The sequence below is a fragment of the Streptomyces luteolifulvus genome, from assembly GCF_008806595.1.
Taxonomy (GTDB): Bacteria; Actinomycetota; Actinomycetes; order Streptomycetales; family Streptomycetaceae; genus Streptomyces; species Streptomyces luteolifulvus.
Genome location: NZ_VZRB01000022.1, coordinates 78,473 through 101,735, shown reverse-complemented (window position 1 = coordinate 101,735; position 23,263 = coordinate 78,473). Strand labels below are relative to the sequence as shown.

Below are 23,263 nucleotides of genomic sequence, written 5' to 3'. Positions count from 1 at the left end.
AATGCCGACCCAGGATACGAGCCGGAACAATCACGACGAAGTGAACGATTGTTAGCAGCACTTGCGGGGCAGACGTTGGGCAAGGCGCCGGTTCGTGCGACCCTCGCTTCCCTCCGTGCGCCTCCTCTCCGCCTCCCCGCCGATCAGAGCCGCTCGGCATCCTGGGAGACGGCAAGCGCCGCCCACCGCTCGCCGGTCCGCTGCCCGTTGTCCACACCCGACGACCGGCGGACGGCCGCCTGACTCGGGGGTTGACATGTCCACTTATGGAAAGCGGGGGTGGGGTCCTGTGGCGATGGCAGGTCTCGCCTTCGCGGCAGGGGCTTTCGCGGCTCTTGCCGTGCAGCGCCTGCACGGGGAGGCCATGCTGCTCGCACGGCTCGAGCTGATGCACGAGGAACAGCGGCAGCACCACTGGCGCACCGACATGGCAGACAAACACCGGCTCCACTTCGACCTGCTGTGCAAAGCGGTCCAGGATCCGGACCTGGCGGCCGTGCTCGACACCTACGAAATCGAGATAACTCCGACGCAGTTGAAGCAGTACCTGTTCGCCAACGCCCTGTACGGAAACCTCCTGCATGCCTTTCGCTCAGGCACGGTCAGCCTCGAGGAAGCCCTCGGCCATATGCGGGGCATATGCCAGAGCTCGATCTTCCGTGAGTACTGGGAAGTCACCGGACACCACCGGGAGAGCCTGCCGGCCGGCTCGCAGGAACGATTGCTCGCCCGACATGTGGACGAGATCGTCGCCCGGGCCAACGACGAGAACGACCAGTGGTGGGTCGCCTGACGATCGACGCCGCTTTCCTTCACCTGCCGGGCCCGCATTAGGCACCCTGGCTGAAAAATTTCGTCACATCCGACATGGACGATTACTTTTGGTGAGGAGTTCCGCTAGACAAACCCGGACAAAACAGAACAACTCACCCGAATGGAACTCCCCGTTGAAGATCGTCCGCAGAATCGGCGTACCTCCCACGGCCCGGGGCAGCATGTCGGGGCAGACCTGCCCCGACATCTTCGAGCTCAGTGATGGAAATTTCGCCATTATCGGTACAGACGCCACCGAGACCCTGGACGGGAAGCTTCCTCCGGATGCCGCGCGAGCTGAATACGAGCGCATCGTGGTCATTGATCGCAAAACACTGATTCACGCCAAGACGGACATCCCCGATGTGTGACCAGCCGATCAAGGCCGAAAGCCGTCTGCGGCAGGCAGAGGCGCGATGACGCCACCGGGCCGTCGAGGTCCGCGTTCTTCCTTGTTGAGGACGTCACAAACGTCATGGCCCCCCTCGCGGGAGCCACACCGGGCCGCACTCCCGGCCCCCCTGAAAGCTACGGTGAGGTCCGCACCCGATCGGTGCCGGGCCTCGCAGTCATTTCAGGCCAACTTCGGGCCTCTGCGGGGTTCCGGTGAGGGCGGCACGCCCCGCCCGTCATGCCGCCTCGGGGACGGCCTGAGGTGCGGGAAGCCCCACATAGCGCGCCGCGGGCCTGATGATCTTCGATTCCGCCGCCTGCTCCAGGATGTTCGCGCTCCAGCCCACCACTCGCGCGGCCGCGAACGTCGGCGTGAACATCTCCCGCGGCAGACCGCACAGTTCCATGACGACGCCCGCGTAGAACTCGACATTGGTGTGGAGTTCGCGGCCGGGCTTCAGCTCGGCGAGGATCGCCTCGACATGGCGCTCGACCTCGACGGCGAACTCCACCCGCGGGCCGCCGAAGCTCCGGGCGACGTCGCGCAGCATCCGGGAGCGCGGGTCCTCCGTGCGGTAGACCGCGTGACCGAAGCCCATGATCCGCTCGCCGGCGAGGACACGCTCCCGGATCCACGGGTCGATGCGGTCGGGAGTGCCGATCGCATCCAGAGTGTCCAACGCGCGGCTGGGTGCGCCGCCGTGGAGCGGACCCGAGAGCGCCCCCACCGCTCCCACGAGGCAGGCCGCCACGTCCGCCCCCGTGGACGCGATGACGCGTGCGGTGAATGTTGACGCATTGAATCCATGGTCAATGGTGGAGATCAGATATTGCTCGACCGCGCGGGCCTGTCGCGGGTCGGGCTCCGAACCCGTCAGCATGTACAGGTAGTTCGCCGCACCGGACAGATCCGTGCGCGGCTCCACCGGATCGAGTCCCCGGCCGAGCCGGTACAGCGCCGTGAGCAGGGTGGGTACGGCCGCTGCCGCCACGAGGGAGTCCTGCCGCCGCCGGTCGGCGTCGATGTCGTACAGCGGGCGGAAGCCCTTCGCGGCGCCGAGCAGCGACAGCGCCGTGCGCATCCCGGCCAGCGGGCCGGACCGTCCGCTCGCCGCGGCGATGGCGGGCAGGGCGGCCCGTACCTCGTCCGGCAGTCGGCGCAGCGCGGCCGTCTCCTCGGCGAAGGCGGCGGAGCGTGCGGCGTCCGGCAGTTCACCGTGGACGAGGAGATGCCAGACGTCCTCGAAACCCCGGGTTTGTGCGAGGTCGACGGCCGAGTACTGGCGGTAGTGGTAGAAGCCCTCAAGGCCCCGGACGTCACCGATCTCCGTGTCGGTGACGACGACACCCGCGAGTCCCCGCGGTACGTCGACAAGTGTGGCTGCTGACCTCTTGACGGACATGATTTCCTCCCTGGACTTGATTCGACTGTCCATGCTTGACTATTTCCCTGTCAATATTGATTGAGTCAATGCATCGGATGCGGATACCGTGACCTCCATGCGCGATCAAGAGCCCGACCCCGGCGACGCGGGGCGGCGGCTGAGCACCAAAGAGGCCGCCGAACTCCTGGGCGTGAAGCCCGAAACCGTGTACGCGTACGTCAGCCGCGGCCAGCTCACCAGCCGACGGGTGCCGGGCGGCCGGGGCAGCACCTTCGACGCCGGGGAGGTGGAGGCGCTCGCCCTGCGCAACAGGCGGGAGAGCGGCGGGAGTCCGGGCAGCAGCGGTGAACTGTCCGTCCGGACCCGGATCACGCTCATCAACAAGGACCGGTACTACTTCCGGGGTGTCGACGCGACGGAACTGGCGGCACGCCGCTCCTACGAAGAGGTCGCCGAGTGGCTGTGGACGGGGCAGTTGCGCCCGGGCATCACCTTCGCCGCACCCGACGCCTCCGTCGCCGTCGCCCGACAGGCCGCGGACTCACTGCCCGAACACACCAGCCCCACCGACCGGTTGCGGGTCGCCGCGGTCGCCGCGGCGGCCGCGGATCCGCTGCGCTTCGACCTGTCGGTGGAGGCCGTGCTCGGCACCGCGCGCGTGCTCATCCCCACGCTCGTCGCCTCACTGCCACCGGTACGGCACAGTCACCGTGACACCGGCCCGCTGGCCCACCGGCTGTGGGGGCGGCTCAGCGGGAAGCCCGCCGACGACGACTCGCTGCGCGCCCTGGACACCGCGCTCGCCCTGCTCGTCGACCACGACCTGGCCGCCTCCACCCTCGCGGTGCGCGTGGCCGCGTCGGCCCGCGCGCACATCTACGCGGCCGTCTCCGCCGGGCTGGGCGTCATCGAGGGCCCCCTGCACGGCGCGGCCAGCGGCCTGGCCCACCGGCTGCTGCTCGACGTGCTCGACCACGGCGACGCGGCCCCCGTGATCGCGGACGAACTGCGCGCGGGCCGCCGCATCCCGGGCCTCGGCCACCGGCTCTACACCGGCGAGGACCCACGCGCGCGTGCCCTGTTCGCCCTGCTGGAGGAGATGCCGCACACGGCGCCGGCCCTCGCCGCGGCCCGCGACATCGTGGCCACCACCGCCCGGCACACCCCGTTGCACGCCAACGTCGACCTGGCTCTCGCCGTCTTCACCGCGTCGTCGGGCATGCCGTCGACAGCGGGCGAAACGATCTTCGCCGTGGCCCGTACGGCGGGCTGGATCGCGCACGCCCTGGAGGAGTACGGCGAACGCCCGCTGCGCATGCGCCCGAGCGGCCACTACGTGGGTCCCAGGCCGCCACGGCCGCTGCCTGAGTAGACACACACAGGGCCGGGAGCGGGTTCTGCCTCAAGTCAGGTTAGGCTCACCTTTGTGAGTACGTGCTCAACCGTCTCCCGGGGCCTCGACGAGCCCCTGTCGGGAACCGCGGCCACCGCGAGGACCTGGCTGCTGCTCGAGCAGCCCGGCCCATGGGGTGCCCAGGCGCTCACGTCGAGCCACCTGGACCCCGCGCTGGGCCGCGCCCTGGAGGCGGCCACGGAGGGCACCGGCGTACGCATCGCGCTCATCCGCCGCCCCGGCCGCCACGCCGACAGCCGGACGCCCACCGTGCGTCAGGTGTACGCGGCCCACACCAGGCCCGGAAACGCCTGGCTGCACGCCGCCACGACCCGCGACCCCCGCCGGCTGCTCGATCTCGACTTCGCGGAGCTCGGCGCGGGCGACCACCACACCTTCGGCTCGGCGCTCCATGGCAGACCCCACGCCGGCGACCCGCTCGCGCTGGTGTGCACCAACGGCAAGCGCGACCAATGCTGTGCACTCCTCGGCCGGCCCCTCGCGGCCGAGCTGGCCGCCTCCGGTGTGGAGGGCACCTGGGAGGTCACGCATCTGGGCGGTCACCGCTTCTCGCCGACCCTGCTCGTCCTGCCCTACGGCTACGCCTACGGCCGGGCCGAGGCCCATGCCGTCAAGGAGGTCCTGCACGGGGTCCAGGAGGGGCGGATCGTCGTGGAGGGGTGTCGCGGCAGCTCGGCCTGGGAGCGTCCCGGGCAGGCCGCCGAACTGGCCGTGCGCGCGTACGCGGACGAACACGCGGCGGACGCCCTGGCCGTCGTACGGACGGAGGGTGCGGCTCCGCGCTGGGAGGTGACCGTCGCCCATGCCGACGGGCGCCGCTGGAGCGTCGTCGTGGCCCAGGGCGCGTCCCTGCCGCCGCGGCCGGAGAGTTGCGGCACCTCGGTGCTCGGCTCACCCGCGCGGATGGACGTGGTGGCCGTGCGCGAGCTGACGACGACGGCACTCGCGGGTTGACGACCGCAACGCTCGCGAGCTGACCGGGAGTATCCGGGCCACACCCCCTACGGCAGCTCCGGCACGCCCCCGTACCGTCTCGGGTATGAGCCCCGCTCCCCCCGCTCGCCGCCTGCGCCTCGGACTGCCTCGGCGGGTCTTCTCGCAGGTGCTGATGATGCAGCTGGCCATCGCCGCGGGAGTCGTGGTGCTCGCCACCGGGTTGTTCCTCGCGCCGCTCAGTCACCAGCTGGACGACCAGGCGATGCGCCGCGCGCTCGCCATCGCGCAGACGACCGCCGCGCAGCCGCGGATCGCGCAGGACGTCACCACCACGCCTCCCACGGCCGAGGGGCCCGTCCAGCAGGAGGCGGAGCGGATCCGCCTGGCCACCGGTGCCGAGTACATCGTGGTCATGGACCGACGAGGTATCCGCTGGTCGCACACCGAGCCCAAGCAGATCGGGAGGAAGGTCTCGACCGACCCAAGCCGGGCCCTCGCCGGCGAAGAGGTCATGGAGATCGACAGCGGCACCCTGGGCCGCTCGGCACGCGGGAAGGTGCCCCTGCGCGACGGTCGGGGCGACATCGTCGGCGCGGTCTCGGTCGGCATCGCGTACGACAGCGTGCGGGCCCGGCTGATCCACGCGATCCCGGGGCTGCTCGCGTACGAGGGCGGTGCCCTGGCCGTCGGCGCGCTCGCCGCCTGGTTCATCGCCCGCCGGGTCCAGCGGCAGACGCGGGACCTGGCCTTCTCGGACATCTCGGGGCTGCTCGCGGAGCGCGAGGCCATGCTGCACGGCATTCGGGAGGGCGTCGTCGCCCTGGATCGCACCGGCCGCGTCCGACTGCTCAACGACGAGGCGCAGCGCCTGCTCGGCCTGGGGGACGAGGCCGTCGGCCGGTCCCCCGACGAGGCGCTCGGGGAGGGCCGTACGGCCGACGTCCTGGCCGGCCGGGTGGCGGGCACCGATCTGCTCACCGTCCGCGGCCGGCGCGTCCTGGTCGCCAACCGCATGCCCACCGACGACGGCGGCGCCGTCGCCACCCTGCGCGACCGCACGGAGCTGGAGCAGCTGGGCCGGGAGCTGGACTCGACACGCGGTCTGATCGACGCCCTGCGCGCCCAGGACCACGAGCACGCCAACCGCATGCACACCGTCCTGGGCCTGCTCGAACTGGAGATGTACGACGACGCCGTGGAGTTCGTCGGGGAGGTGGTCGGCGATCACCGGGCGACCTCGGAACAGGTCACCGAGAAGATCCAGGACCCCCTGCTGGCCGCTCTGCTCGTCGGCAAGGCGACGGTCGCGGCCGAGCGTGGAGTCGCCCTGTGGATCTCGGACCGGACCCGGCTCCCGGACCGGCTGGTGGATCCCCAGGGACTCGTGACGGTGGCGGGCAACCTGGTGGACAACGCGCTGGACGCCGTCGCGGGCTCTCCGCACGCGCGCGTGGAGGTCGAACTGCGCGCGGAGGGACGTACCGCCGTCCTGCGCGTCCGGGACACCGGGCCCGGGATACCTGTGGAGCAGCGTGAACTGGTCTTCACCGAGGGCTGGTCCACGAAGGAGCCCCCGGCGCACCGCAAGCGGGGAATCGGGCTCTCCCTGGTGCGCAGGCTCGCCGAGCGGCAGGGCGGCAGCGCCACCGTCGGCGAGGCGGCCGGCGGAGGCGCCGAGTTCACCGTCGTGCTGCCCGAGGCGCTGGCCGGGCCGGATCTGGAGCCGGCCCTCACCATGCCGTCCGCACCGCAGTCCGCCACCGAGGAGGAGTCGTGATGATCGAGGTCCTGGTCGTGGACGACGACACCAGGGTTGCGCGGGTCAACGCCGCCTATGTCGAGAAGGTGCCCGGCTTCCACGTGGCCGGCGAGGCGCACAGTGCCCGGGAGGCGCTGCAGCAGCTGGAGATGCTGCCCCGGCTGGATCTGGTGCTCATGGACCACTATCTGCCCGACGAGACGGGCCTGGCGGTCGTCCAGGAGATGCGCCGGCGCGGCCACCAGACCGACGTGATCATGGTGACAGGGGCCCGGGACGTGACGACCGTGCAGGCGGCGATGCGTCAGGGCGCCCTGCAGTACTTGATCAAGCCGTTCGCCTTCGCCGGGCTGCGGGCCAAGCTGGAGGCGTACGCGGAGCTGCGCCGCACGCTCGACAGCGGCGGAGAGGCGGAACAGGCCGAGGTGGACCGGATCTTCGGCGCCCTGTCGGCGCCGTCGGAGCCCCACCTGCCCAAGGGCCACTCCCCCACCACCGCGGAGCTGGTGCGGCAGTCCCTGATGAACGCCGAAGGCCCCCTGTCGGCCCAGGAGATAGCCGGGCGGACGGGAGTGAGCCGTCAGACCGCCCAGCGCTACCTGAAGCTTCTGGAGCGCACGGGCCGGGCCCGGCTCACGCTCAGATACGGCGACGCGGGCCGCCCGGAACACCGTTATGTGTGGGCGACCCGCGCCTGAGGCACGGCCCGTGGGGGCGGGGGAAGTGACCGTGCCCCCTCTGTGTACGGATGGCAGGCGTCCTGGTGTCAGCCGGTCGCCTTCTCCACGAACTCCGTCGTGTAGGTCTTGTCCAGGTCCACGTCGGCATTCTTGATGTTGGGGTTGAACGCCTTGAGCACCTTCTCGACGGTCTCGGGGCCGTCCTTGGGCATCACACCGTCCCTGGTGAACATCGGCAGCGTGCTCTTGATCGCCGCCGCGTAGAGGAGCTTGTTCCCCTGGGAGTACTCGGCCGGCATCTTCTCGGCGATCTCGCTCGCGCTGTGCGAGGACATCCAACGCAGCGTCCTGACGAACGCGTTGGCCAGCTTCTGGACGGTGTCCTTGTGGCTGTTGACCCAGTCCGTCTGCATGTACAGGCTCGACGAGGGGTACGGTCCGCCGAGCGCCTCCTGGGACCCGCGGGGCGTCCTCATGTCCAGCAGGATCTTCCCCGCCTTCTTGTCCAGGATCGTGGCCACGGTCGGGTCGGTCGTCATACCGCCGTCGATGGCGCCTTGCTGGAGCGCCGAGATGAAGGTCGGTCCGGCGCCGACGGCGACCGGCACGACGACTTCCGTGTCGCCGAGATCAACGCCAAGTACGTGGGAAGGGTTCCCGGGTTCCAGGTGACCGCCCGCGCGCACAGCGCTGTCCAGGCGCTGGCCACCGTGCAGCGCGGAACGATCGACCTGGTGCTGCTCGACCACTACCTGCCCGACGGGACGGGCCTCGAACTCGTCCACCGCATGCGGGAACAGGGTCACGGCACCGACGTCATCATGATCACGGCGGCCGGGGATGTGGCGACCGTGCAGGCCGCGATGCGCCTGGGTGCCCTGCACTACCTCGTCAAGCCGTTCACCTTCGCCGCACTGCGCACCCGCCTCGACTCGTACGCCGCGCTGCGCCGCACCGTCGACCGCGTCGGCGGCCGCGGCATCGCCGGCCAGGAGCAGGTCGACCGGATCTTCGGCGCCCTGCGCACCTCACCGGCGCCTTCTTCACCGGGGCTGCCGAGCGGCCACTCGGAGCCGACGACGGATCTCATCTGCCGTGTCCTGCACGGCGCGGACCGTCCGCTCTCGGCCCACGAGGTCGCCGCCGAAACGGGCCTCAGCCGCTCCACAGCCCAGCGCGGAACAGGCCGGCCGCCTCCGCCTCTCCCTCAAGTACGGCGACACGGGGCGCCCCGAACACCGCTACGCGTGGGTGGCGCCATAGCCCCGGAGCACGCGGCCCGTAGGGACGCCCTTCCTATGCGGCTCCCGCCCCCGTCAGCGAGCGCACTTCCGTCTCCGCGTGCTTGGCCTCGTCGGGCACCTCCGCCGAGGTGACCGTGCCGAGCCAGCCCGCCAGGAAGCCGATCGGGATCGAGACAAGGCCGGGGTTCTGCAGCGGGAAGTACTGGAAGTCCACGTCGGGGAACAGCGATTCGGGGCTCCCCGACACCACCGGCGACAACAGGACAAGCACCAGGGCCGGGGCCAGACCGCCGTAGACGGCCCAGACGGCGCCGCGGGTGGTGAAGGCGGGCCAGAACAGGGAGTAGAGCAGCGCCGGCAGATTGGCGGACGCCGCGACGGCGAACGCGAGGCCCACCAGGAAGGCGACATTGAGGTCCCGGGCCAGCAGACCGAGAGCGATCGCCACCACACCGATACCGACGGCGGCGGCACGCGCCACGGCCACCTCGCTGCGTGCCTTGCCGCGGCGGTGACGCAGGGACGCATAGAGGTCGTGGGCCACCGATGCCGACGAGGCGAGCGTGACCCCGGCGACCACCGCGAGGATCGTGGCGAAGGCGACGGCGGCGACGATCGCAAACAGAACCGTTCCACCCGTGGACTGCGCTCCGCCGCCCAGATCGAGCGCCAGCAACGGGACGGCCGTGTTACCGGCCGCGTTCGATCCGCGTACGGCGTCCGGCCCCACGATCGCCGCCGCACCGAAGCCGAGGACGATCGTCATCAGATAGAAGCCGCCGATCAGCCCGATCGCCCAGACCACCGAGCGTCGTGCGGCCCGTGCGGTGGGCACGGTGTAGAAGCGGGACAGGATGTGCGGCAGCCCGGCCGTGCCCAGCACGAGCGCGAGTCCCAGGCTGATGAAGTCGAGGCGGGCGCTCCAGTCCCTGCCGTACTTCAGCCCGGGCGCCAGGAAGGCGTCGCCGTGGCCGCTGCGTTCCGCCGCCGTGAGCAGCAGCCGGTCGACGTCGCCATGGAAACGCATCAGGACGAGCACGGTCAGCGCGACGGTGCCACTGAGCAGCAGGACCGCCTTGACGATCTGAATCCAGGTGGTGGCCCGCATCCCTCCCAACGACACATAGATCACCATGAGCGCGCCGACACCGATGACCGTCCAGGCCCGTGCCGCCTCGTCGGTGCCGCCGAGCAGCAACGCCACCAGACTGCCCGCACCCACCATCTGCGCCACCAGATACAGAACGGACACCGTGACCGACGAAGTTCCCGCGGCGATCCGCACGGGCCGCTCACTCATCCGTGCCGCCACCACGTCGGCCAATGTGAACCGCCCGCAGTTGCGCACCAGTTCGGCGACGAGGAACAGCACCAGCAGCCAGGCCACCAGGAAACCCACGACATAGAGCAGCCCGTCGTAGCCGAACAGCGCGATGAGCCCCGTGACCCCCAGGAAGGAGGCGGCCGACATGTAGTCCCCTGCGATGGCAAAACCATTCTCTATCGGCGAGAAGAGCCGGCCGCCCGCATAGAACTCCTCGGCCGAACCACGCCGGTGGCGACCCACCCATGTCGTGATCGCCAGCGTGACCGCAATGAACACGCTGAACAGCAGCAACGCCAGTGTCTGATGGTCACCGGTCACAAAGCACCGCCCCGCAATCCACGCGCCAGTTCCTGGGTCTCCCACCGCAGTTCGAGTGCGAGTCGATCCCTGCGGAGCCTCGCGTGCCGGGCGTAGGCCCAGGTGAGCAGAAAGGTCGTGAGGAACTGGCCGAGCCCCGCGAGCATCGCGACGTTCACGGCACCCACCACGGGCCGCGCCATCAGCCCGGGCACGGTCGTGGCGGTCACCACATAGGCCACGTACCAGACGAGGAACAGCGCAACCGCCGGCCCCACGAACCTCCGGTACCGGGTGCGCACCTCCTGAAAGGCGGCGCTGCGCTGCACCTCGAGGTAGACATCGGCCGCGACAGCAGCCCTCTCCTCGCCCTCCCTGCTCGACGGCACGACCGCGGCCACAGGCACGGGCACGCCCGCCGCGTCCAACTCACCCCATCCGGAAGCGAGTGCGTCGTACCACGGGTCGTCGTATCTCACTCTGCCGGACGGCTCGGCGGGGGGCGATCCCTGATCTTCGTGGTGCTCGGCCGAACCCTCGGCACCACCCCCGCCTCCGCGGGGACGGCTGTTGCTTGACTGCATACCCAAGGATGGACAGACCGCGAAGCTCCCCGAACCTCCTTCCCCACGCTCTTCACCCCATCAGGTGACTCACCCCCGCGCAGGGCCGCACCAGGCCCTTCGCGTACGCGTAACACACCGCCTGAGCTCGGTCTTTGAGGCCCGCCTTGGCGAAGAGGTTGTTGATATGGGTCTTCACCGTGGCCGTCGAGACATGCAGCTTGCGGGCGATCTCCTGATCGCTGAGGCCTTCGGCGATCAGTACCAGCACCTCGGTCTCCTGCGCGGTGAGCCCGTCCGGCGCATCGGCCGACTCCGTGGGCCGGGGCTCGGGCTCGGACAGTCGCTCCAGAAGCCGCCGTTGGATACGCGGCGACAGACCCGCATCCCCGGACAGCACGCTCTCCACGGCCCGCACGATCTCGTCACCGCCCGCGTCCTTGGTGAGACAGCCGCGCGCTCCCGCTTTCAACGCGGGGAACAGGGAATGCCGACCCGGCGCCCGAGCAGCAACCGGAGCCCCGCCCCCTCAACCGACCACGGGGCGGGTACCCCGATCTCGAGCCCGAGCAGAAAAGCCGGAGCCCGAGCAGAAGCCGAGCCCCCCGACACCGCACCCGACGACAGGCCGCCGCTACCTCATCCGGAGCCCGAGCGGACGCCAGTACTCCGGCTCCAAGCCGGTACCCCGGCCCATCGCCCGACTGCAGTCCCGTACACGGCCCAGCGGCAGCCGGCCCCGCCAAGGAACTGCGCGTGCCACCCCCACCGCCCGGCCACGCACAGCGCAACGGCTACGCGTCGATGCGCGACCGGTCCAGCGTCGCCGCCGAGCTGGAGATGAACTCCTTGCGCGGTGCCACGTCGTTGCCCATCAGAAGGTCGAAGACGCTCTCGGCGGACTCCAGGTCGGAGAGGTTGATCCGGCGCAGCGTGCGGTGGCGCGGGTCCATGGTCGTCTCGGCCAGCTGGTCGGCGTCCATCTCGCCGAGACCCTTGTAGCGCTGGATGGAGTCCTTGTACCGGATGCCCTTGCTCTGGAACTCCAGGAGTGTGTCCCTCAGTTCACGGTCCGAGTACGTGTAGACGTATTTGTCCTGGCCCTTCTTCGGCTGGACGAGCTCGATGCGGTGCAGCGGCGGCACGGCCGCGAACACCCGGCCGGCCTCGACCATCGGCCGCATGTAGCGGTGGAACAGCGTCAGCAGCAGGGTCCGGATGTGGGAGCCGTCCACATCGGCGTCGGTCATCATGATGATCTTGCCGTAGCGGGCGGCGTCGATGTCGAACGTCCGGCCCGATCCCGCTCCTATGACCTGGATGATCGCTCCGCACTCGGCGTTCTTGAGCATGTCCGTGACGGACGACTTCTGGACGTTGAGGATCTTGCCGCGGATCGGCAGCAGCGCCTGGAACTCGGAGTTCCGGGCGAGCTTCGCGGTGCCGAGCGCGGAGTCTCCCTCGACGATGAACAGCTCGCTGCGGTCGACGTCGTCGCTGCGGCAGTCGGCGAGCTTGGCGGGCAGCGACGAGGACTCCAGGGCCGTCTTGCGGCGCTGCGCGTCCTTGTGCTGGCGGGCGGCGATGCGCGTACGGGCCGCGGCAACGGCCTTCTCCAGGACGACCCTGGCCTGGGCCGCCGCATCACGCTTGGTGGAGGTCAGGAAGGCCTTGAGTTCCTTGGAGACCACGGTGTTCACGATGCGGCGGGCCGCGGACGTGCCGAGGACCTCCTTGGTCTGCCCCTCGAACTGCGGTTCGGCGAGGCGGACGGTGACGACCGCGGTGAGGCCCTCGAGGGCGTCGTCCTTGACGATGTCGTCCTCGGCGACACGCAGCAGCTTCTTGGTCCGCAGCACGTCGTTGAGCGTGCGGGCCACAGCCTGCTCGAAGCCCGAGACGTGGGTGCCGCCCTTGGGGGTGGCGATGATGTTGACGAACGACTTGAGCGTCGTGTCGTAGCCCGTCCCCCAGCGCAGGGCGACGTCCACGCCGAGCTCTCGGGTGACCTCGGTGGGCGTCATCTGGCCGTGGTCGTCCAGGACCGGCACCGTCTCCTTGAAGGTGCCGTGGCCCGAGAAGCGGAGGATGTCGCAGACGGGCTTGTCGCCGGCCAGGTAGTCGCAGAACTCGCTGATGCCGCCGTCGAAGCGGAAGGACTCCTCGCCCTTGCTGCCGCCCTCGCCGAGACCGTACTCGTCGCGGACGACGATGGTCAGGCCGGGCACCAGGAACGCCGTCTGGCGCGCACGCTGGTGCAGCGTGTCCAGGGAGAGCTTGGCGTCCTTGAGGAAGATCTGGCGGTCGGCCCAGTACCGCACACGCGTGCCGGTGCGGGTCCTCGGGATCTTCTTGGCCTTGCGCAGGCCGCCGGTCGCATCGAACTTGGCGTCCGGGCCGTTCGCGGCGAAGGCGCCCGGCACACCGCGCCGGAAGCTGATGGCGTGGGTGTGGCCGCTGCGGTCCACCTCGACGTCGAGCCGGGCGGACAGGGCGTTCACCACGGAGGCGCCGACGCCGTGCAGACCGCCGGAGGCGGCGTACGAGCCGCCGCCGAACTTGCCGCCGGCGTGCAGCTTGGTCATGACGACCTCGACACCGGACAGACCGGTCTTGGGCTCGACGTCGACCGGGATGCCACGGCCGTTGTCCCGCACCTCCACCGAGCCGTCGTCGTGGAGGATCACGTCGATGTGGTCGCAGTGACCGCCGAGTGCCTCGTCCACGGAATTGTCGATGATCTCCCACAGGCAGTGCATCAGACCGCGGCTGTCGGTCGATCCGATGTACATGCCGGGGCGCTTGCGCACGGCCTCGAGGCCCTCGAGGACGAGCAGGTGCCGCGCGGTGTAGTTGGAACCGTCCCGGTCTGCTCCTGCCAGCAGCGCTGTGGACGGCACGGACGTCTCGGCGGTCACGCGGTTCGCTCCTCGCTGAATTTCAGGTGGGGCCCTTCTGGGTAAGGGCGCGGCTTCGGTAGCCGCTCAGAGGGTACCGAGGCCTGGTAGAGCCGTTGTAACGCAACCCTCGTCTGAACTCAGAGTAGTCCAGAGTCGCATGCATGTTCGATCCCTCGATGGAGTGAAGTACATATCACGTTCCCTTCGGGGCATGAACCATTTAGGCTCCGGGCACGTCCTCATGAACAACCGGCAACCCGGCCGGGAGGGCGACGATATTGATAGACAGCGCGAAACCGTAAGACACACAGACACGCAATACGGCACATTCGCCGCCAACCGGCAACAGACAGCCGGCCTCGGAAGATTTTTCCGAGGGAAAGCCCCGAGCGGGAACACGTCGGGGCTGGTTGGATGTTGACCCTGGTACGACAGCTCGTCGAGCTAGAGAAGAGGCGACGTGACTACTGTTCTGACCCCCGCGAGCCCGTTGACGGCCGCCGATCGCTGCGACCGCTGCGGCGCCCAGGCATACCTGCGCGTCGTCCTGCTCAGCGGCGGTGAACTGCTCTTCTGCGCCCACCACGGACGCAAGTTCGAGCCGGAACTCAAGAAGATCGCCGCCGAGATACAGGACGAGACGGAGCGGCTGACGACCGTTCCCGCAACCGCCACGGAAGACGAGCGCTGACACCTCGCATCCACGACGAGCCAGCCCGGCACAGGCCGGAACGGGCGGCTGTCCCTGAAGGGGCAGCCGCCCGGCTCGTGCCGGCGAAACCCGCTCAGGCGCGGCCAGGCGCCCTTTCGGCTCCCCGCGCGGCGCGGCCCCACCCCAGCTTCCTCACAACGTCCGACACGCGCGTGTAGACACCCGGGCTGCCCGGGCGCCCACAGCCACTCCCCCAGGACACGAGCCCGATCAGCTTCCCCCGGGCGACCAACGGGCCTCCGCTGTCCCCCTGACACGCGTCACGGCTGCCTGTGGGCTCCCCGGCGCACACCATGGCGCCAGGGACGTATGTGCCGTCGCCGCCGCCTGGATAGGCGCCCTTGCAGAGGGCGTCGGACAACACGTGCAGCGGTGCCGCCCGCAGACTGTGCACGTAGTCGCCGGCACCCGTCATGTCGCCCCAGCCGTAGACCATCGCCCTCGTACCCGGCCCGTAGGCAGGATCACCGGCCGCGGCCATGGGGATGACAGAGGACTGGGCAAGAGGCGTGGCAAGAGTGATCACGGCGAAGTCCCCGGCATTACTGCCGGCGTCGTAGCCCGGGTTCACCCAGGTGTCACGCACGGCGATCTCCTGGCCCTGATTCGAGAGCAGGTCGGTCCTGCCGGTGATGACCCTGAGGTCCTTCACGCGGTCCGGTGGCCCTCCCAGCACCTCCTCGTTCAGGCAGTGGGCGGCGGTGAGCACGGTGGTGCGACCGACGGCCACACCCCCGCAGAACTGACCGCCCCGCGTACCTCCGAACCGGTCACGGCTGGACAGCGCCACCGTCCACGGGCTCTGGGACACGTCCACGGGAAAGCCGCCGACGACCACGCTGTCGGCAGCGGCCGGGGCAGTGGTCACCAGCGGTATCGCGGCCGCCACGGCCGCCAGAACCAGCGGCCGGGACAGGGTTCGGGCAATGCGACGGTACATGCATCCTCCTCACTCCGGGGTGATGATCGGACACCCAGAGTGATGCAGAGTGCGGTGGTCCGCAGCACGAAGGCCCGGCTCCCACGCGGGGAACCGGGCCTTCGGTGTCGTACGAACGCGACCTAGTCGAGGTAGTCGCGCAGCACCTGCGAACGGGACGGGTGGCGCAGCTTCGACATCGTCTTGGACTCGATCTGGCGGATGCGCTCGCGCGTGACGCCGTACACCTTGCCGATCTCGTCGAGGGTCTTCGGCTGACCGTCGGTGAGACCGAAACGCATGGAGACGACGCCCGCCTCGCGCTCGGACAGGGTGTCGAGGACCGAGTGCAGCTGCTCCTGCAGAAGCGTGAAGCTCACGGCGTCGGCCGGGACGACCGCCTCGGAGTCCTCGATGAGGTCACCGAACTCGCTGTCACCGTCCTCGCCGAGCGGGGTGTGCAGCGAGATGGGCTCACGGCCGTACTTCTGGACCTCGATGACCTTCTCGGGGGTCATGTCGAGCTCCTTGGCCAGCTCCTCCGGGGTGGGCTCGCGGCCCAGGTCCTGGAGCATCTGGCGCTGCACGCGCGCGAGCTTGTTGATGACCTCGACCATGTGCACCGGGATACGGATGGTGCGGGCCTGGTCGGCCATGGCGCGGGTGATCGCCTGACGGATCCACCAGGTGGCGTACGTGGAGAACTTGTAGCCCTTGGTGTAGTCGAACTTCTCGACCGCGCGGATCAGACCGAGGTTGCCCTCCTGGATGAGGTCCAGGAACAGCATGCCGCGGCCGGTGTAGCGCTTGGCCAGGGAGACCACCAGACGGAGGTTGGCCTCCAGGAGGTGGTTCTTGGCGCGGCGGCCGTCCTCGGCGATGATCTCCAGCTCGCGCTTGAGCTTGGGGGCGAGCTTGTCGGCATTGGCCAGCTTGTCCTCGGCGAACAGGCCGGCCTCGATGCGCTTGGCGAGCTCGACCTCCTGCTCGGCGTTGAGCAGCGGGACCTTGCCGATCTGCTTGAGGTAGTCCTTGACCGGGTCGGCGGTGGCGCCGGCCGCGGCGACCTGCTGGGCGGGCGCGTCGTCCTCGTCCTCGTCGGAGAGCACGAAGCCCGCGCTCTCGGTGCCCTCGGGCTCCTCGCCGGGCTTGGCGTCCTCGAGGACCTCTTCCTCGATGACCTCGGCGTCGTCCTTCTTGGCGGTCGTCTTCTTGGCCGCCGTCTTCTTGGCGACGGTCTTCTTCGCGACCGCCTTCTTGGCGGTCGTCGTCTTCTTGGCCGCAGCGGCCTTCTTGGCAGGCGTTTCTTCCTCGACGGTGGCCTCGACGGCGGGTGCCGCCGGAGCGGCGGCGGTGGTGGCCTTCTTGGCGGTCGCCGTCTTCGCCGCGACCGTCTTGGTGGCGGTGCGCTTGGCCGGACTCTTCGCTGCGACGCTCTTTCGGGTGCGCTTGGGCTCCGCGGCACTGACCATCAGCGTCACACCCTCTTCCTCGAGGATCTGGTTGAGGCTGCGCAGTACGTTCTTCCACTGAGTGGCCGGAATCTGGTCAGCTTCGAAGGCCCGACGCACATCGTCGCCGGCGATCTGCCCCTCAGCCTTTCCCCGCTCAATGAGAGCCATGACAGAGACGGACTCGGCGATCTCCGGCGGGAGCGTACGGGATGTGCTGGCCGACACGAACAACCTCTCGGAACGTTGGAAAACGGCTTCCGGCCCCGTCCACGGCGGACAGGAGCCGACCACCGGCTTGGGGATGGGCCGACGGTGCGGGCGGGGGCCGGGAAGATGCACAGCGCCGTGAGCGGCGTCCGTATTCCCTCCTCGGCTGTCACCTCTTAGGTCATCGCACTGTCTCCACGAGCGTTACGCCCAATCTGCGTGGCCCGAGTCACACCCCGTAAGCACTCAAAATCGGTCAGGCACGGACAGAAGAGGTCACCTCCTATGGTGACCGGGTACATCCTCACAGCTCGGTCGCCTCGTCGCACCGTCGGACCCCGCAGGGTCCCTGAAGATCCTGCGGGGTCCGAGGGGAGACGGTTCGCCGGCCGAGCGGTGCCACAAGGAGGGGGGACACCCCCCGGCTGCGCCGTCCTCGGTGCGTGGTCAGTGCTCGCGCGGCGCAGGCACCACGCGCTCCACCTCGGGGTGGACGGTGAGCAGTTGCCGCATGGCTCCCTCGGCGGCCGGGCCGTCTCCGGTGGCGAGGGCGTCGACGATCCTGCTGTGGTGCCCCAGCGACGTGTCGTTCGGGCGGTCACAGCCGGTGACCGGGCCGCCGGACACCTGAAGGGCGGCCGACACGATCCCGGAGAGGTGCTCCAGCATCCGGTTGCCCGCGACCTGGATGAGCAGGGAGTGGAACTCGGCGTCGGCGCGGGAGAACGTGAGGGCGTCACCCTGACCCATGGCGTGGCCCATGATCTCGACCATGTCGGCGAGCCGCTGCTGGAGGTCCTCGCGCCCGTGCCCCGCGGCAAGACGCGCGGCGAGCGGCTCGATCGTCCAGCGCAGTTCGCTCAGCTCGCGGCGCTGGTCGTCACGCTGCGGGCCGAAGGCCCGCCACTCGATGATGTCCGGGTCGAGCAGATTCCAGTCGCTGACGGGGCGCACGCGCGTGCCGACGTTGGGGCGGGCACTGACCAGGCCCTTGGCCTCCAGGACACGGAGGGACTCACGGACGACGGTGCGGGAGACCTCGAAACGCTGGCCGATCTCCTCGGGCACGAGCGGCCGGTCGGCGCCCAGGTCACCGGAGACGATCATCTGGCCCAGTTGCTGGACGAGTTGGCCGTGCAGCCCGCGGCCACGGCTGCCTGCAGCGCGCCGGCCGGCGCGGCCCAGCTCCGGGTCCGCGCCCTCCCAGACGGGGGCCCCGACACGGTCGGCGGCCGGCGCCTCCGCGTACGGGTAGCGGTCGAGTTCGCCCGGGCCGGCGAGACCGGAGTCTGCGGAGCGGGCGGCGGTCATCATGGTGTGCGCAAGGGTACTCACGCATCCTTTGTCGGCGTTGGCTCCAACTCCCTTGAGGGCTTTGGTGAAAAGCACACGAAAGGGTGATCGCTCACCCCGTCGCAATTGACGCCTTATCGGAAAGAAATGGGCTTTCCCCGGGAAGTTGTGCGCAGTGCTGGATCCGAAGGGTGCCAGACGCCGTCATCGGACCCTGCTGCGCAGGGTCGTGAGCAGGTACGCCCCGAGGAGAGCCACGAGGGACAACATCAGCGCACCACCCACGGGTTGGACGAGCACCCGCGCCGCAGCAGCCACATAGCGGTCCCCGCCGAAGGGCCACTGCATCAGGAACACCTCGCGCAGCCGCGCGGGAATTCCGGCGGCCGTCCGCACGGACGGCCCCTCCACGGCCTTCTGTACGAGGGGCACGACCAGAACCGGTACGGCGACCACCGCCGCGAGCCCGGCCGTGGTGGACCGGAACGTGCCCGCCGCCAGTACACCGGCCCAGGCGCATCCGACCACGAACCCGATCCAACTCGCGCTCAGCGAAAGCCAGTCACCCGGAACTTCCACGAGCTCCCGACCGTAGAAGAGATAGAGCAATTCGGCGTCGCAGCCCACCGAGAGCAGGGCCAGCAGCAGCGCGGTGACCGCGGCGACGACGAGTTTCGCGGCCAGCAGCCCCAGCCGGCGGGGCACGGTGCCCCGGTCCGCCGCCAGGGCAGGATGGCGGAACTCGTCGCCGAAAGCGAGCGCCCCGAGCAGGCCCGCGCCGAGAGCCGCGGGCGGCAGCGGCAGCTCCCGCGGCCATGCGGCCAGCAGGCGCGGCTGGGGGGTGTGACCGACACGGGCCAGGAGTACGGCGGTGAGGGCGGAGGTGACGAGCACGGCGCCGCCCGTGAGGAACCCGGTGCGGATCCCGGCGGCGCGGCGCAGCTCGTAGCGCAGCGGGCGCAGAGGGCTGGGCGCGGAGCGTACGGAGATGGGCGGTGGGAGGGGAGAGGAGGTATCGGCCGCTGCGGGGGGTAGTGCCGGCGATACGGCTCCCCGGTCGTGGACTTCTCCTTCGGCGTCTTCCGTTCTCTCCGCGGCCGACCCGTCCTTACCGGTCACGGAGGGCTCAGCGGCGCCCCTCGCCGGGTCGTCCAGCTGTGCCCCCTGCACGCCTGGGACGTTCGAGGGGAGCGGAGCCGGTCCCATGTCCCCGATCTCGTCGGCGAGTTGGTGGACGAGGATGTTGTGCCGGAAGGCCGTTTCGCCGACCTCGGCGCACGTACTGCCATACACGGACAGGCGGTTGCCGCCCTCCCGTACGACTTCGACGGAGCGCCGCCCGGTACGGGCCTCCTTGGCGAGCTGTGCTGCGAGGCGGGCGGCGTGCGGGCTGCGGACGGCTACACGGGGGCGCAGCCGGGTGCGCGCGAAGTCCGCGGCCTCCTGGTCGGCGACCAGCCGGCCCTCGGCGAGCGTGACGACCTGGTCGGCGGTGCGCGCGGCCTCCTTGGGGTCGGCCGTCGTGAACAGGGCCGTGCCACCGTGGGTCGCGTGCGCCCGCAGCAAGCCGTGCAGCCAGTGACTTTCGCGCGTGGACAGGCCGCGGGCCGGGTCGTCGAGCACGAGCGTGTGCGGGTCGGGCAGCAGGGCACAGGCCAAGCCGAGGCGGCGGTCCATGCCGCGTGACAGGGTGCCGAGCCGTTCACCGCGCAGGCTGACGAGGCCGACCACCTCCAGGACTTCGTCGGCACGGCCGACCGGGACGCCCGTCGCGGCGCACAGCATGCGCAGGTGGCCGCGGACGGTGCGGGCGGGATGACCCGGCACGTCGCCCAGGAGTACGCCGACTTCGCGCGACGGGTGGGCGATACGGTGCAGCGGGCGGCCTCTGAAATGGGTGACACCCCGGCCCTGTTGGAGTTCGAGCATGAGCCTGAGGGCCGTCGACTTACCGGCGCCGGGAGCTCCGAGGAGCACGGTGACACGGCCTGCGCGCGCTTCGAAGGAGACATCGTCGAGGGCGGGCGGACGCTCCTTGCGGGGGGTGCTGGTCAGTCCGAAGGCCTGGATCACCCGCAGCAAGATAGCGCGCTATGTCCAGTTTTCAGGCATTTCAACGCCCGCCGCGGTTCGGGCGCGGACCCGTCCACCTTCCATCCCCACAGGGCCCCCGCCTCAGACCTCGGGGCGCAGCATCGGGGGGTTGAGCAGGGTGGCACCGCCGGCCCGGAAGAGCTGGGCCGGACGGCCGCCCTGGCGCGTGGTCGTGCCGCCGGTGGGGACGAGGAACCCCGGTGTGCCCGTGACCTTGCGGTGAAAGTTGCGCGGGTCGAGCGCCACTCCCCACACCGCCTCGTAGACGCGGCGCAGCTCCCCGACGGTGAACTCGGACGGGCAGAACGCGGTGGCCAGCGACGAGTACTCGATCTTGGACCGGGCCCGCTCCACGCCGTCCGCCAGGATCTGGTGATGATCGAAGGCGAGCGGTGCGACCGGCTCGCCGTCCCGACCGTAGCCGCCCTGCTGCAGCAGCTCCTCCACGGGCGCCCAGCGCGCGTTGCTCGCGTCGCCGCCCGCGCGCGGCGCCGGCAGGTCGGGGGCGAGCGCGAGGTGGGCGACGCTGACCACGCGCATCCGGGGATCGCGCTTGGGGTCGCCGTAGGTGGCGAGCTGTTCCAGGTGGGCGCCGTTGTCCTGGGCGGGCACGGACGGGTCGTGCGCGCGCAGCCCCGTCTCCTCGACCAACTCGCGCGCCGCTGCCTGCGCCAGATCCTCGTCGGGCCGTACGAAGCCACCAGGGAGCGCCCACCGCCCCTGGAACGGCGGCTCGCCCCTGCGCACCGCCAGCGCGCACAGGGCATGGCGGCGCACGGTCAGCACGACCAGGTCCACAGTGACGGCGAAGGGCGGAAAGGCTGACGGGTCGTAGGGCATGTCGCGATCATAGTCGTCTGCTTGACGATAAACACTCCCTTCCTCGGCCTCATCAACGGCTGATCCACATCGGTCCGAGAGCTGCGTCCCGAATGGCCGGCGATTGTTCTCCGCGACCACGTCTTACGAGGTCACGCCCCCGGTAATTGTCCGTCCGCCGCCTCCTCGAACACGGCGGACCGAGCGAGCCGACCGTACGGAGGAGCGGGCGTCCGACCCGCCGGCGGGTCAGCCCGATCTCTCGGGGGCACACTCCGCACCGCGGTCCGGACGGGTCAGCCTCGTGACGTACGTCGGCCGAACCGCACCCCATGATTGCTCATGTCTTGCCCCCAGGCGCATCGTTCCCCGGACTCAGGCTCCCGGAGCCGGTGCTGCTCCCCCGTGGAACCCCATTCCCGGAGACACGTCGACCTCCGCCTCCCGGCCTCCGCGCGCCCGAACGGGAACCGCCCGCCGCCCGGGTTCGCGGGCGAGATCCGCCCAGGCCCGGCTGTCGTTCTCGCGGCTGCCGTCCGCCCGCTGCCACGGAGCCGGGGCCGCTGTCCTGGCACGCGGCGGAACGCGTCCGGCGTCGACGACGGGAAGACGCACCCGACGAAGGAGCCGGTTGCACCCCGCCCGTACCGGTCGCCGCATCCTGCTGCGGCACCCCCTGCTCGTCGCTCTCCGCTTCCGCCCCCGTGCGCCGCTCGCGTTCCGCACGCAGGCAACGGCGGATCGACTCCGGGTCGAGATCCTCGTTGCACGCCTGGTGCAGGAGCCGGGCGAAGAAGTAGCCGGGATCCGCGGCGAGAGCCATGGCCAGCGCTTCCCGGGCTTCGATGCCGTCCCCGGCGGACCAGGCGACCCAACCGGCCAGAGTGAGGGGAGCCGCCGCGTGTTCGCCGTACGGACCGACACAGCGGCGGGCGAGGGCTCGCCACAGGCGCAGGGCCGGGTCTGCCTCGTCGCCCTCCATCCATTCGGCCGCGCGGTCCCGGGTCGTGCGGTCCTGCAGACCGAGGATCAGGGCGGCGGCTTCCTCGTGTCCGAGGAGTGTGTCGTCACGCAGGTCCGCCTGAAGGGAACCGGCGACAGGCGACGCTTCTGCGAAGCGTGTCAGTGCCCGCCAGGCGAGTTCCATGGTCTCCTCGGCCACGTCCGCCCGGCTCTCCTCGTCGAGCATCCTGGAGACCAGCGCCATGCTGGTGGTGTCCAGGACGACCTCCTGCTCCAGTGCCGCGGCGGTTTCCCAGGGCTGCAGCCTGGCCCGCATCTCGCGCAGCGTGCCCCGCACCTGAATCCCGGCGTAGGTCGCGGCGGCGGCCAGCACGGAGGTCCCGGGCAGTCCCATCGGCAGCCCGTCGGGAGGACAGCATCCCTCACTCGGGCAGCAGTACGACCAGAACCGGCCGTCCGAGATGCACAGTGCCTCGATCACCGGCACGTCGTGCCGCCCGCACTCCGTGCGCAGCATCCCGGCCAGTGAGGCCAGCCGCTCCTTGACCTGCCGGCCGGACTCGCCTTTCGCCGGTTCCTGGCAGAGGTAGGCGACCATCTGCTCCGGCTTGGCGCCCCTCCGCTCGCTGCCCGTGATCAAGCCGTGGGCCAGTTGCCGGGCCACGTCGGCCCAGTCGTCCATGTGGGAGGGAATGCCGAGCCGGGCCCGGCCGCCGAACCGGCCGCGCCCGCTCCGGTCGTGCAGAGCGACCAGGACGATGCTGTCCTCGGGGCGGTATCCGAGCAGATACGGGAGAGCGTCGGCCAGCTCGGCCGGCGTGCGCAGGGTGACCTGGTGCTCGCTTGCGTGTGCGTCGTATGTCAGGCAGCCGACGGGCCCATCGGAGCCGACAGGCATGTCGTCCGCACCTGCCGGTTCGCCGGTCTTGCGTGCGGATTGCTCATGAGTGTCCCTGATCTCGGAGGGTCGCCTGTTGATGTCGCCGTTGCCGGAGGATCCGGTCGTTTCGCCGTGATTCGTCATGCGCCGACGATCTCGCAGATCGCGATTTCTCGTTGCACCCTGTGGATAACCTCGATCAGGGACACAC

General features: G+C 70.1%; 17 protein-coding genes and 3 pseudogenes. 8 read left to right on the top strand and 12 right to left on the bottom strand.

The genetic code is table 11. The features are described from left to right. The first annotated feature begins 295 nt into the window (after positions 1-295). Both F7R91_RS27730 and F7R91_RS27725 read left to right on the top strand, forming a co-directional pair. Positions 296-793, top strand: coding sequence for a DUF6082 family protein (locus F7R91_RS27730; RefSeq protein WP_150952598.1), 498 nt, complete (start codon positions 296-298; stop codon positions 791-793). A gap of 154 nt (positions 794-947) precedes the next feature. After that, on the top strand, positions 948-1,184 hold the full coding sequence (locus tag F7R91_RS27725; protein WP_150952595.1) for a hypothetical protein: 237 nt from the start codon (positions 948-950) through the stop codon (positions 1,182-1,184). Positions 1,185-1,442: 258 nt separating this feature from the next. Here F7R91_RS27725 and F7R91_RS27720 read toward each other — a convergent pair whose 3' ends face one another. Continuing rightward, positions 1,443-2,609 carry a citrate synthase/methylcitrate synthase gene (locus tag F7R91_RS27720; RefSeq protein WP_150952592.1) on the bottom strand — a complete coding sequence of 389 codons (1,167 nt, stop codon included), beginning with the start codon at positions 2,607-2,609 and terminating at the stop codon, positions 1,443-1,445. Positions 2,610-2,706: 97 nt separating this feature from the next. Here F7R91_RS27720 and F7R91_RS27715 point away from each other — a divergent pair, with 97 nt between their 5' ends. From F7R91_RS27715 to F7R91_RS27700, 4 genes are all read left to right on the top strand, one after another. After that, complete coding sequence (locus tag F7R91_RS27715) at positions 2,707-3,963, top strand: citrate synthase (protein WP_150952589.1); 1,257 nt, start codon at positions 2,707-2,709, stop codon at positions 3,961-3,963. A 54-nt stretch (positions 3,964-4,017) separates the two neighbouring features. Beyond that, a complete protein-coding gene (locus F7R91_RS27710; RefSeq protein ID WP_150952586.1) occupies positions 4,018-4,959 on the top strand; it encodes a sucrase ferredoxin in 942 nt (313 codons plus the stop codon). Positions 4,960-5,044: 85 nt separating this feature from the next. Further along, a complete protein-coding gene (locus F7R91_RS27705) occupies positions 5,045-6,718 on the top strand; it encodes an ATP-binding protein (RefSeq protein ID WP_150952583.1) in 1,674 nt (557 codons plus the stop codon). Then, positions 6,718-7,398, top strand: coding sequence for a response regulator (locus F7R91_RS27700; protein WP_150952716.1), 681 nt, complete (start codon positions 6,718-6,720; stop codon positions 7,396-7,398). Before F7R91_RS27705 ends, F7R91_RS27700 begins: the two co-directional genes overlap by 1 nt. 68 nt (positions 7,399-7,466) lie before the next feature. Here F7R91_RS27700 and F7R91_RS27695 read toward each other — a convergent pair. Then, positions 7,467-7,985 (bottom strand): annotated as a pseudogene (locus F7R91_RS27695) (ABC transporter substrate-binding protein); the annotation flags it as partial. Here F7R91_RS27695 and F7R91_RS27690 point away from each other — a divergent pair. Continuing rightward, positions 7,941-8,643: pseudogene (locus tag F7R91_RS27690) on the top strand (response regulator). The pseudogenes F7R91_RS27695 and F7R91_RS27690 sit on opposite strands and share 45 nt — an antisense overlap. Positions 8,644-8,676: 33 nt before the next feature. On the opposite strand, the gene F7R91_RS27685 reads toward F7R91_RS27690, so the two are convergent. From F7R91_RS27685 to F7R91_RS27670, 4 genes and pseudogenes are all read right to left on the bottom strand, one after another. Next, complete coding sequence (locus F7R91_RS27685; protein ID WP_150952582.1) at positions 8,677-10,269, bottom strand: solute symporter family protein; 1,593 nt, start codon at positions 10,267-10,269, stop codon at positions 8,677-8,679. Continuing rightward, positions 10,266-10,832, bottom strand: a complete 567-nt coding sequence (locus F7R91_RS27680; protein ID WP_150952580.1) for a DUF485 domain-containing protein — start codon at positions 10,830-10,832, stop codon at positions 10,266-10,268. The genes F7R91_RS27685 and F7R91_RS27680 overlap by 4 nt, the downstream gene beginning before the upstream one ends. Before the next feature lie 52 nt (positions 10,833-10,884). Next, positions 10,885-11,298, bottom strand: a pseudogene (locus tag F7R91_RS27675) (response regulator transcription factor); the annotation flags it as partial. 307 nt (positions 11,299-11,605) lie between these two features. Beyond that, on the bottom strand, positions 11,606-13,729 hold the full coding sequence (locus F7R91_RS27670) for a DNA gyrase/topoisomerase IV subunit B (protein ID WP_150952578.1): 2,124 nt from the start codon (positions 13,727-13,729) through the stop codon (positions 11,606-11,608). A 442-nt stretch (positions 13,730-14,171) separates the two neighbouring features. On the opposite strand from F7R91_RS27670, the gene F7R91_RS27665 reads away from it, so the two are divergent. Continuing rightward, positions 14,172-14,402, top strand: coding sequence for a DUF7455 domain-containing protein (locus F7R91_RS27665; RefSeq protein WP_150952576.1), 231 nt, complete (start codon positions 14,172-14,174; stop codon positions 14,400-14,402). A 94-nt stretch (positions 14,403-14,496) separates the two neighbouring features. On the opposite strand, the gene F7R91_RS27660 is transcribed toward F7R91_RS27665, so the two are convergent. The 6 genes from F7R91_RS27660 to F7R91_RS27635 form a co-directional block, all read right to left on the bottom strand. After that, entirely contained in the window at positions 14,497-15,363 is an 867-nt protein-coding gene (locus F7R91_RS27660) for a serine protease (protein ID WP_150952574.1), read from the bottom strand. 122 nt (positions 15,364-15,485) lie between these two features. After that, complete coding sequence (locus F7R91_RS27655; protein WP_150952572.1) at positions 15,486-17,021, bottom strand: RNA polymerase sigma factor; 1,536 nt, start codon at positions 17,019-17,021, stop codon at positions 15,486-15,488. Between the two features lie 429 nt (positions 17,022-17,450). After that, positions 17,451-18,338, bottom strand: coding sequence for a FadR/GntR family transcriptional regulator (locus F7R91_RS27650; protein ID WP_150952571.1), 888 nt, complete (start codon positions 18,336-18,338; stop codon positions 17,451-17,453). A 162-nt stretch (positions 18,339-18,500) separates the two neighbouring features. Next, on the bottom strand, positions 18,501-20,369 hold the full coding sequence (locus F7R91_RS27645; protein WP_150952570.1) for an ABC transporter ATP-binding protein: 1,869 nt from the start codon (positions 20,367-20,369) through the stop codon (positions 18,501-18,503). A 102-nt stretch (positions 20,370-20,471) separates the two neighbouring features. Next, on the bottom strand, positions 20,472-21,230 hold the full coding sequence (locus tag F7R91_RS27640; RefSeq protein ID WP_150952569.1) for an NUDIX hydrolase: 759 nt from the start codon (positions 21,228-21,230) through the stop codon (positions 20,472-20,474). A gap of 319 nt (positions 21,231-21,549) precedes the next feature. Next, positions 21,550-23,196 carry a DUF4192 domain-containing protein gene (locus tag F7R91_RS27635; RefSeq protein ID WP_150952568.1) on the bottom strand — a complete coding sequence of 549 codons (1,647 nt, stop codon included), beginning with the start codon at positions 23,194-23,196 and terminating at the stop codon, positions 21,550-21,552. Positions 23,197-23,263: the final 67 nt, after the last annotated feature.

Excerpts from the sequence above, each read along its gene's own strand:
- F7R91_RS27640 (WP_150952569.1), bottom strand. The coding sequence starts at position 21,230 with ATGCCCTACGACCCGTCAGCCTTTCCGCCCTTCGCCGTCACTGTGGAC.
- F7R91_RS27680 (WP_150952580.1), bottom strand. The coding sequence starts at position 10,832 with ATGCAGTCAAGCAACAGCCGTCCCCGCGGAGGCGGGGGTGGTGCCGAG.
- F7R91_RS27730 (WP_150952598.1), top strand. The coding sequence starts at position 296 with ATGGCAGGTCTCGCCTTCGCGGCAGGGGCTTTCGCGGCTCTTGCCGTG.
- F7R91_RS27660 (WP_150952574.1), bottom strand. The coding sequence starts at position 15,363 with ATGTACCGTCGCATTGCCCGAACCCTGTCCCGGCCGCTGGTTCTGGCG.
- F7R91_RS27700 (WP_150952716.1), top strand. The coding sequence starts at position 6,718 with ATGATCGAGGTCCTGGTCGTGGACGACGACACCAGGGTTGCGCGGGTC.
- F7R91_RS27635 (WP_150952568.1), bottom strand. The coding sequence starts at position 23,196 with ATGACGAATCACGGCGAAACGACCGGATCCTCCGGCAACGGCGACATC.
- F7R91_RS27720 (WP_150952592.1), bottom strand. The coding sequence starts at position 2,609 with ATGTCCGTCAAGAGGTCAGCAGCCACACTTGTCGACGTACCGCGGGGA.
- F7R91_RS27705 (WP_150952583.1), top strand. The coding sequence starts at position 5,045 with ATGAGCCCCGCTCCCCCCGCTCGCCGCCTGCGCCTCGGACTGCCTCGG.
- F7R91_RS27715 (WP_150952589.1), top strand. The coding sequence starts at position 2,707 with ATGCGCGATCAAGAGCCCGACCCCGGCGACGCGGGGCGGCGGCTGAGC.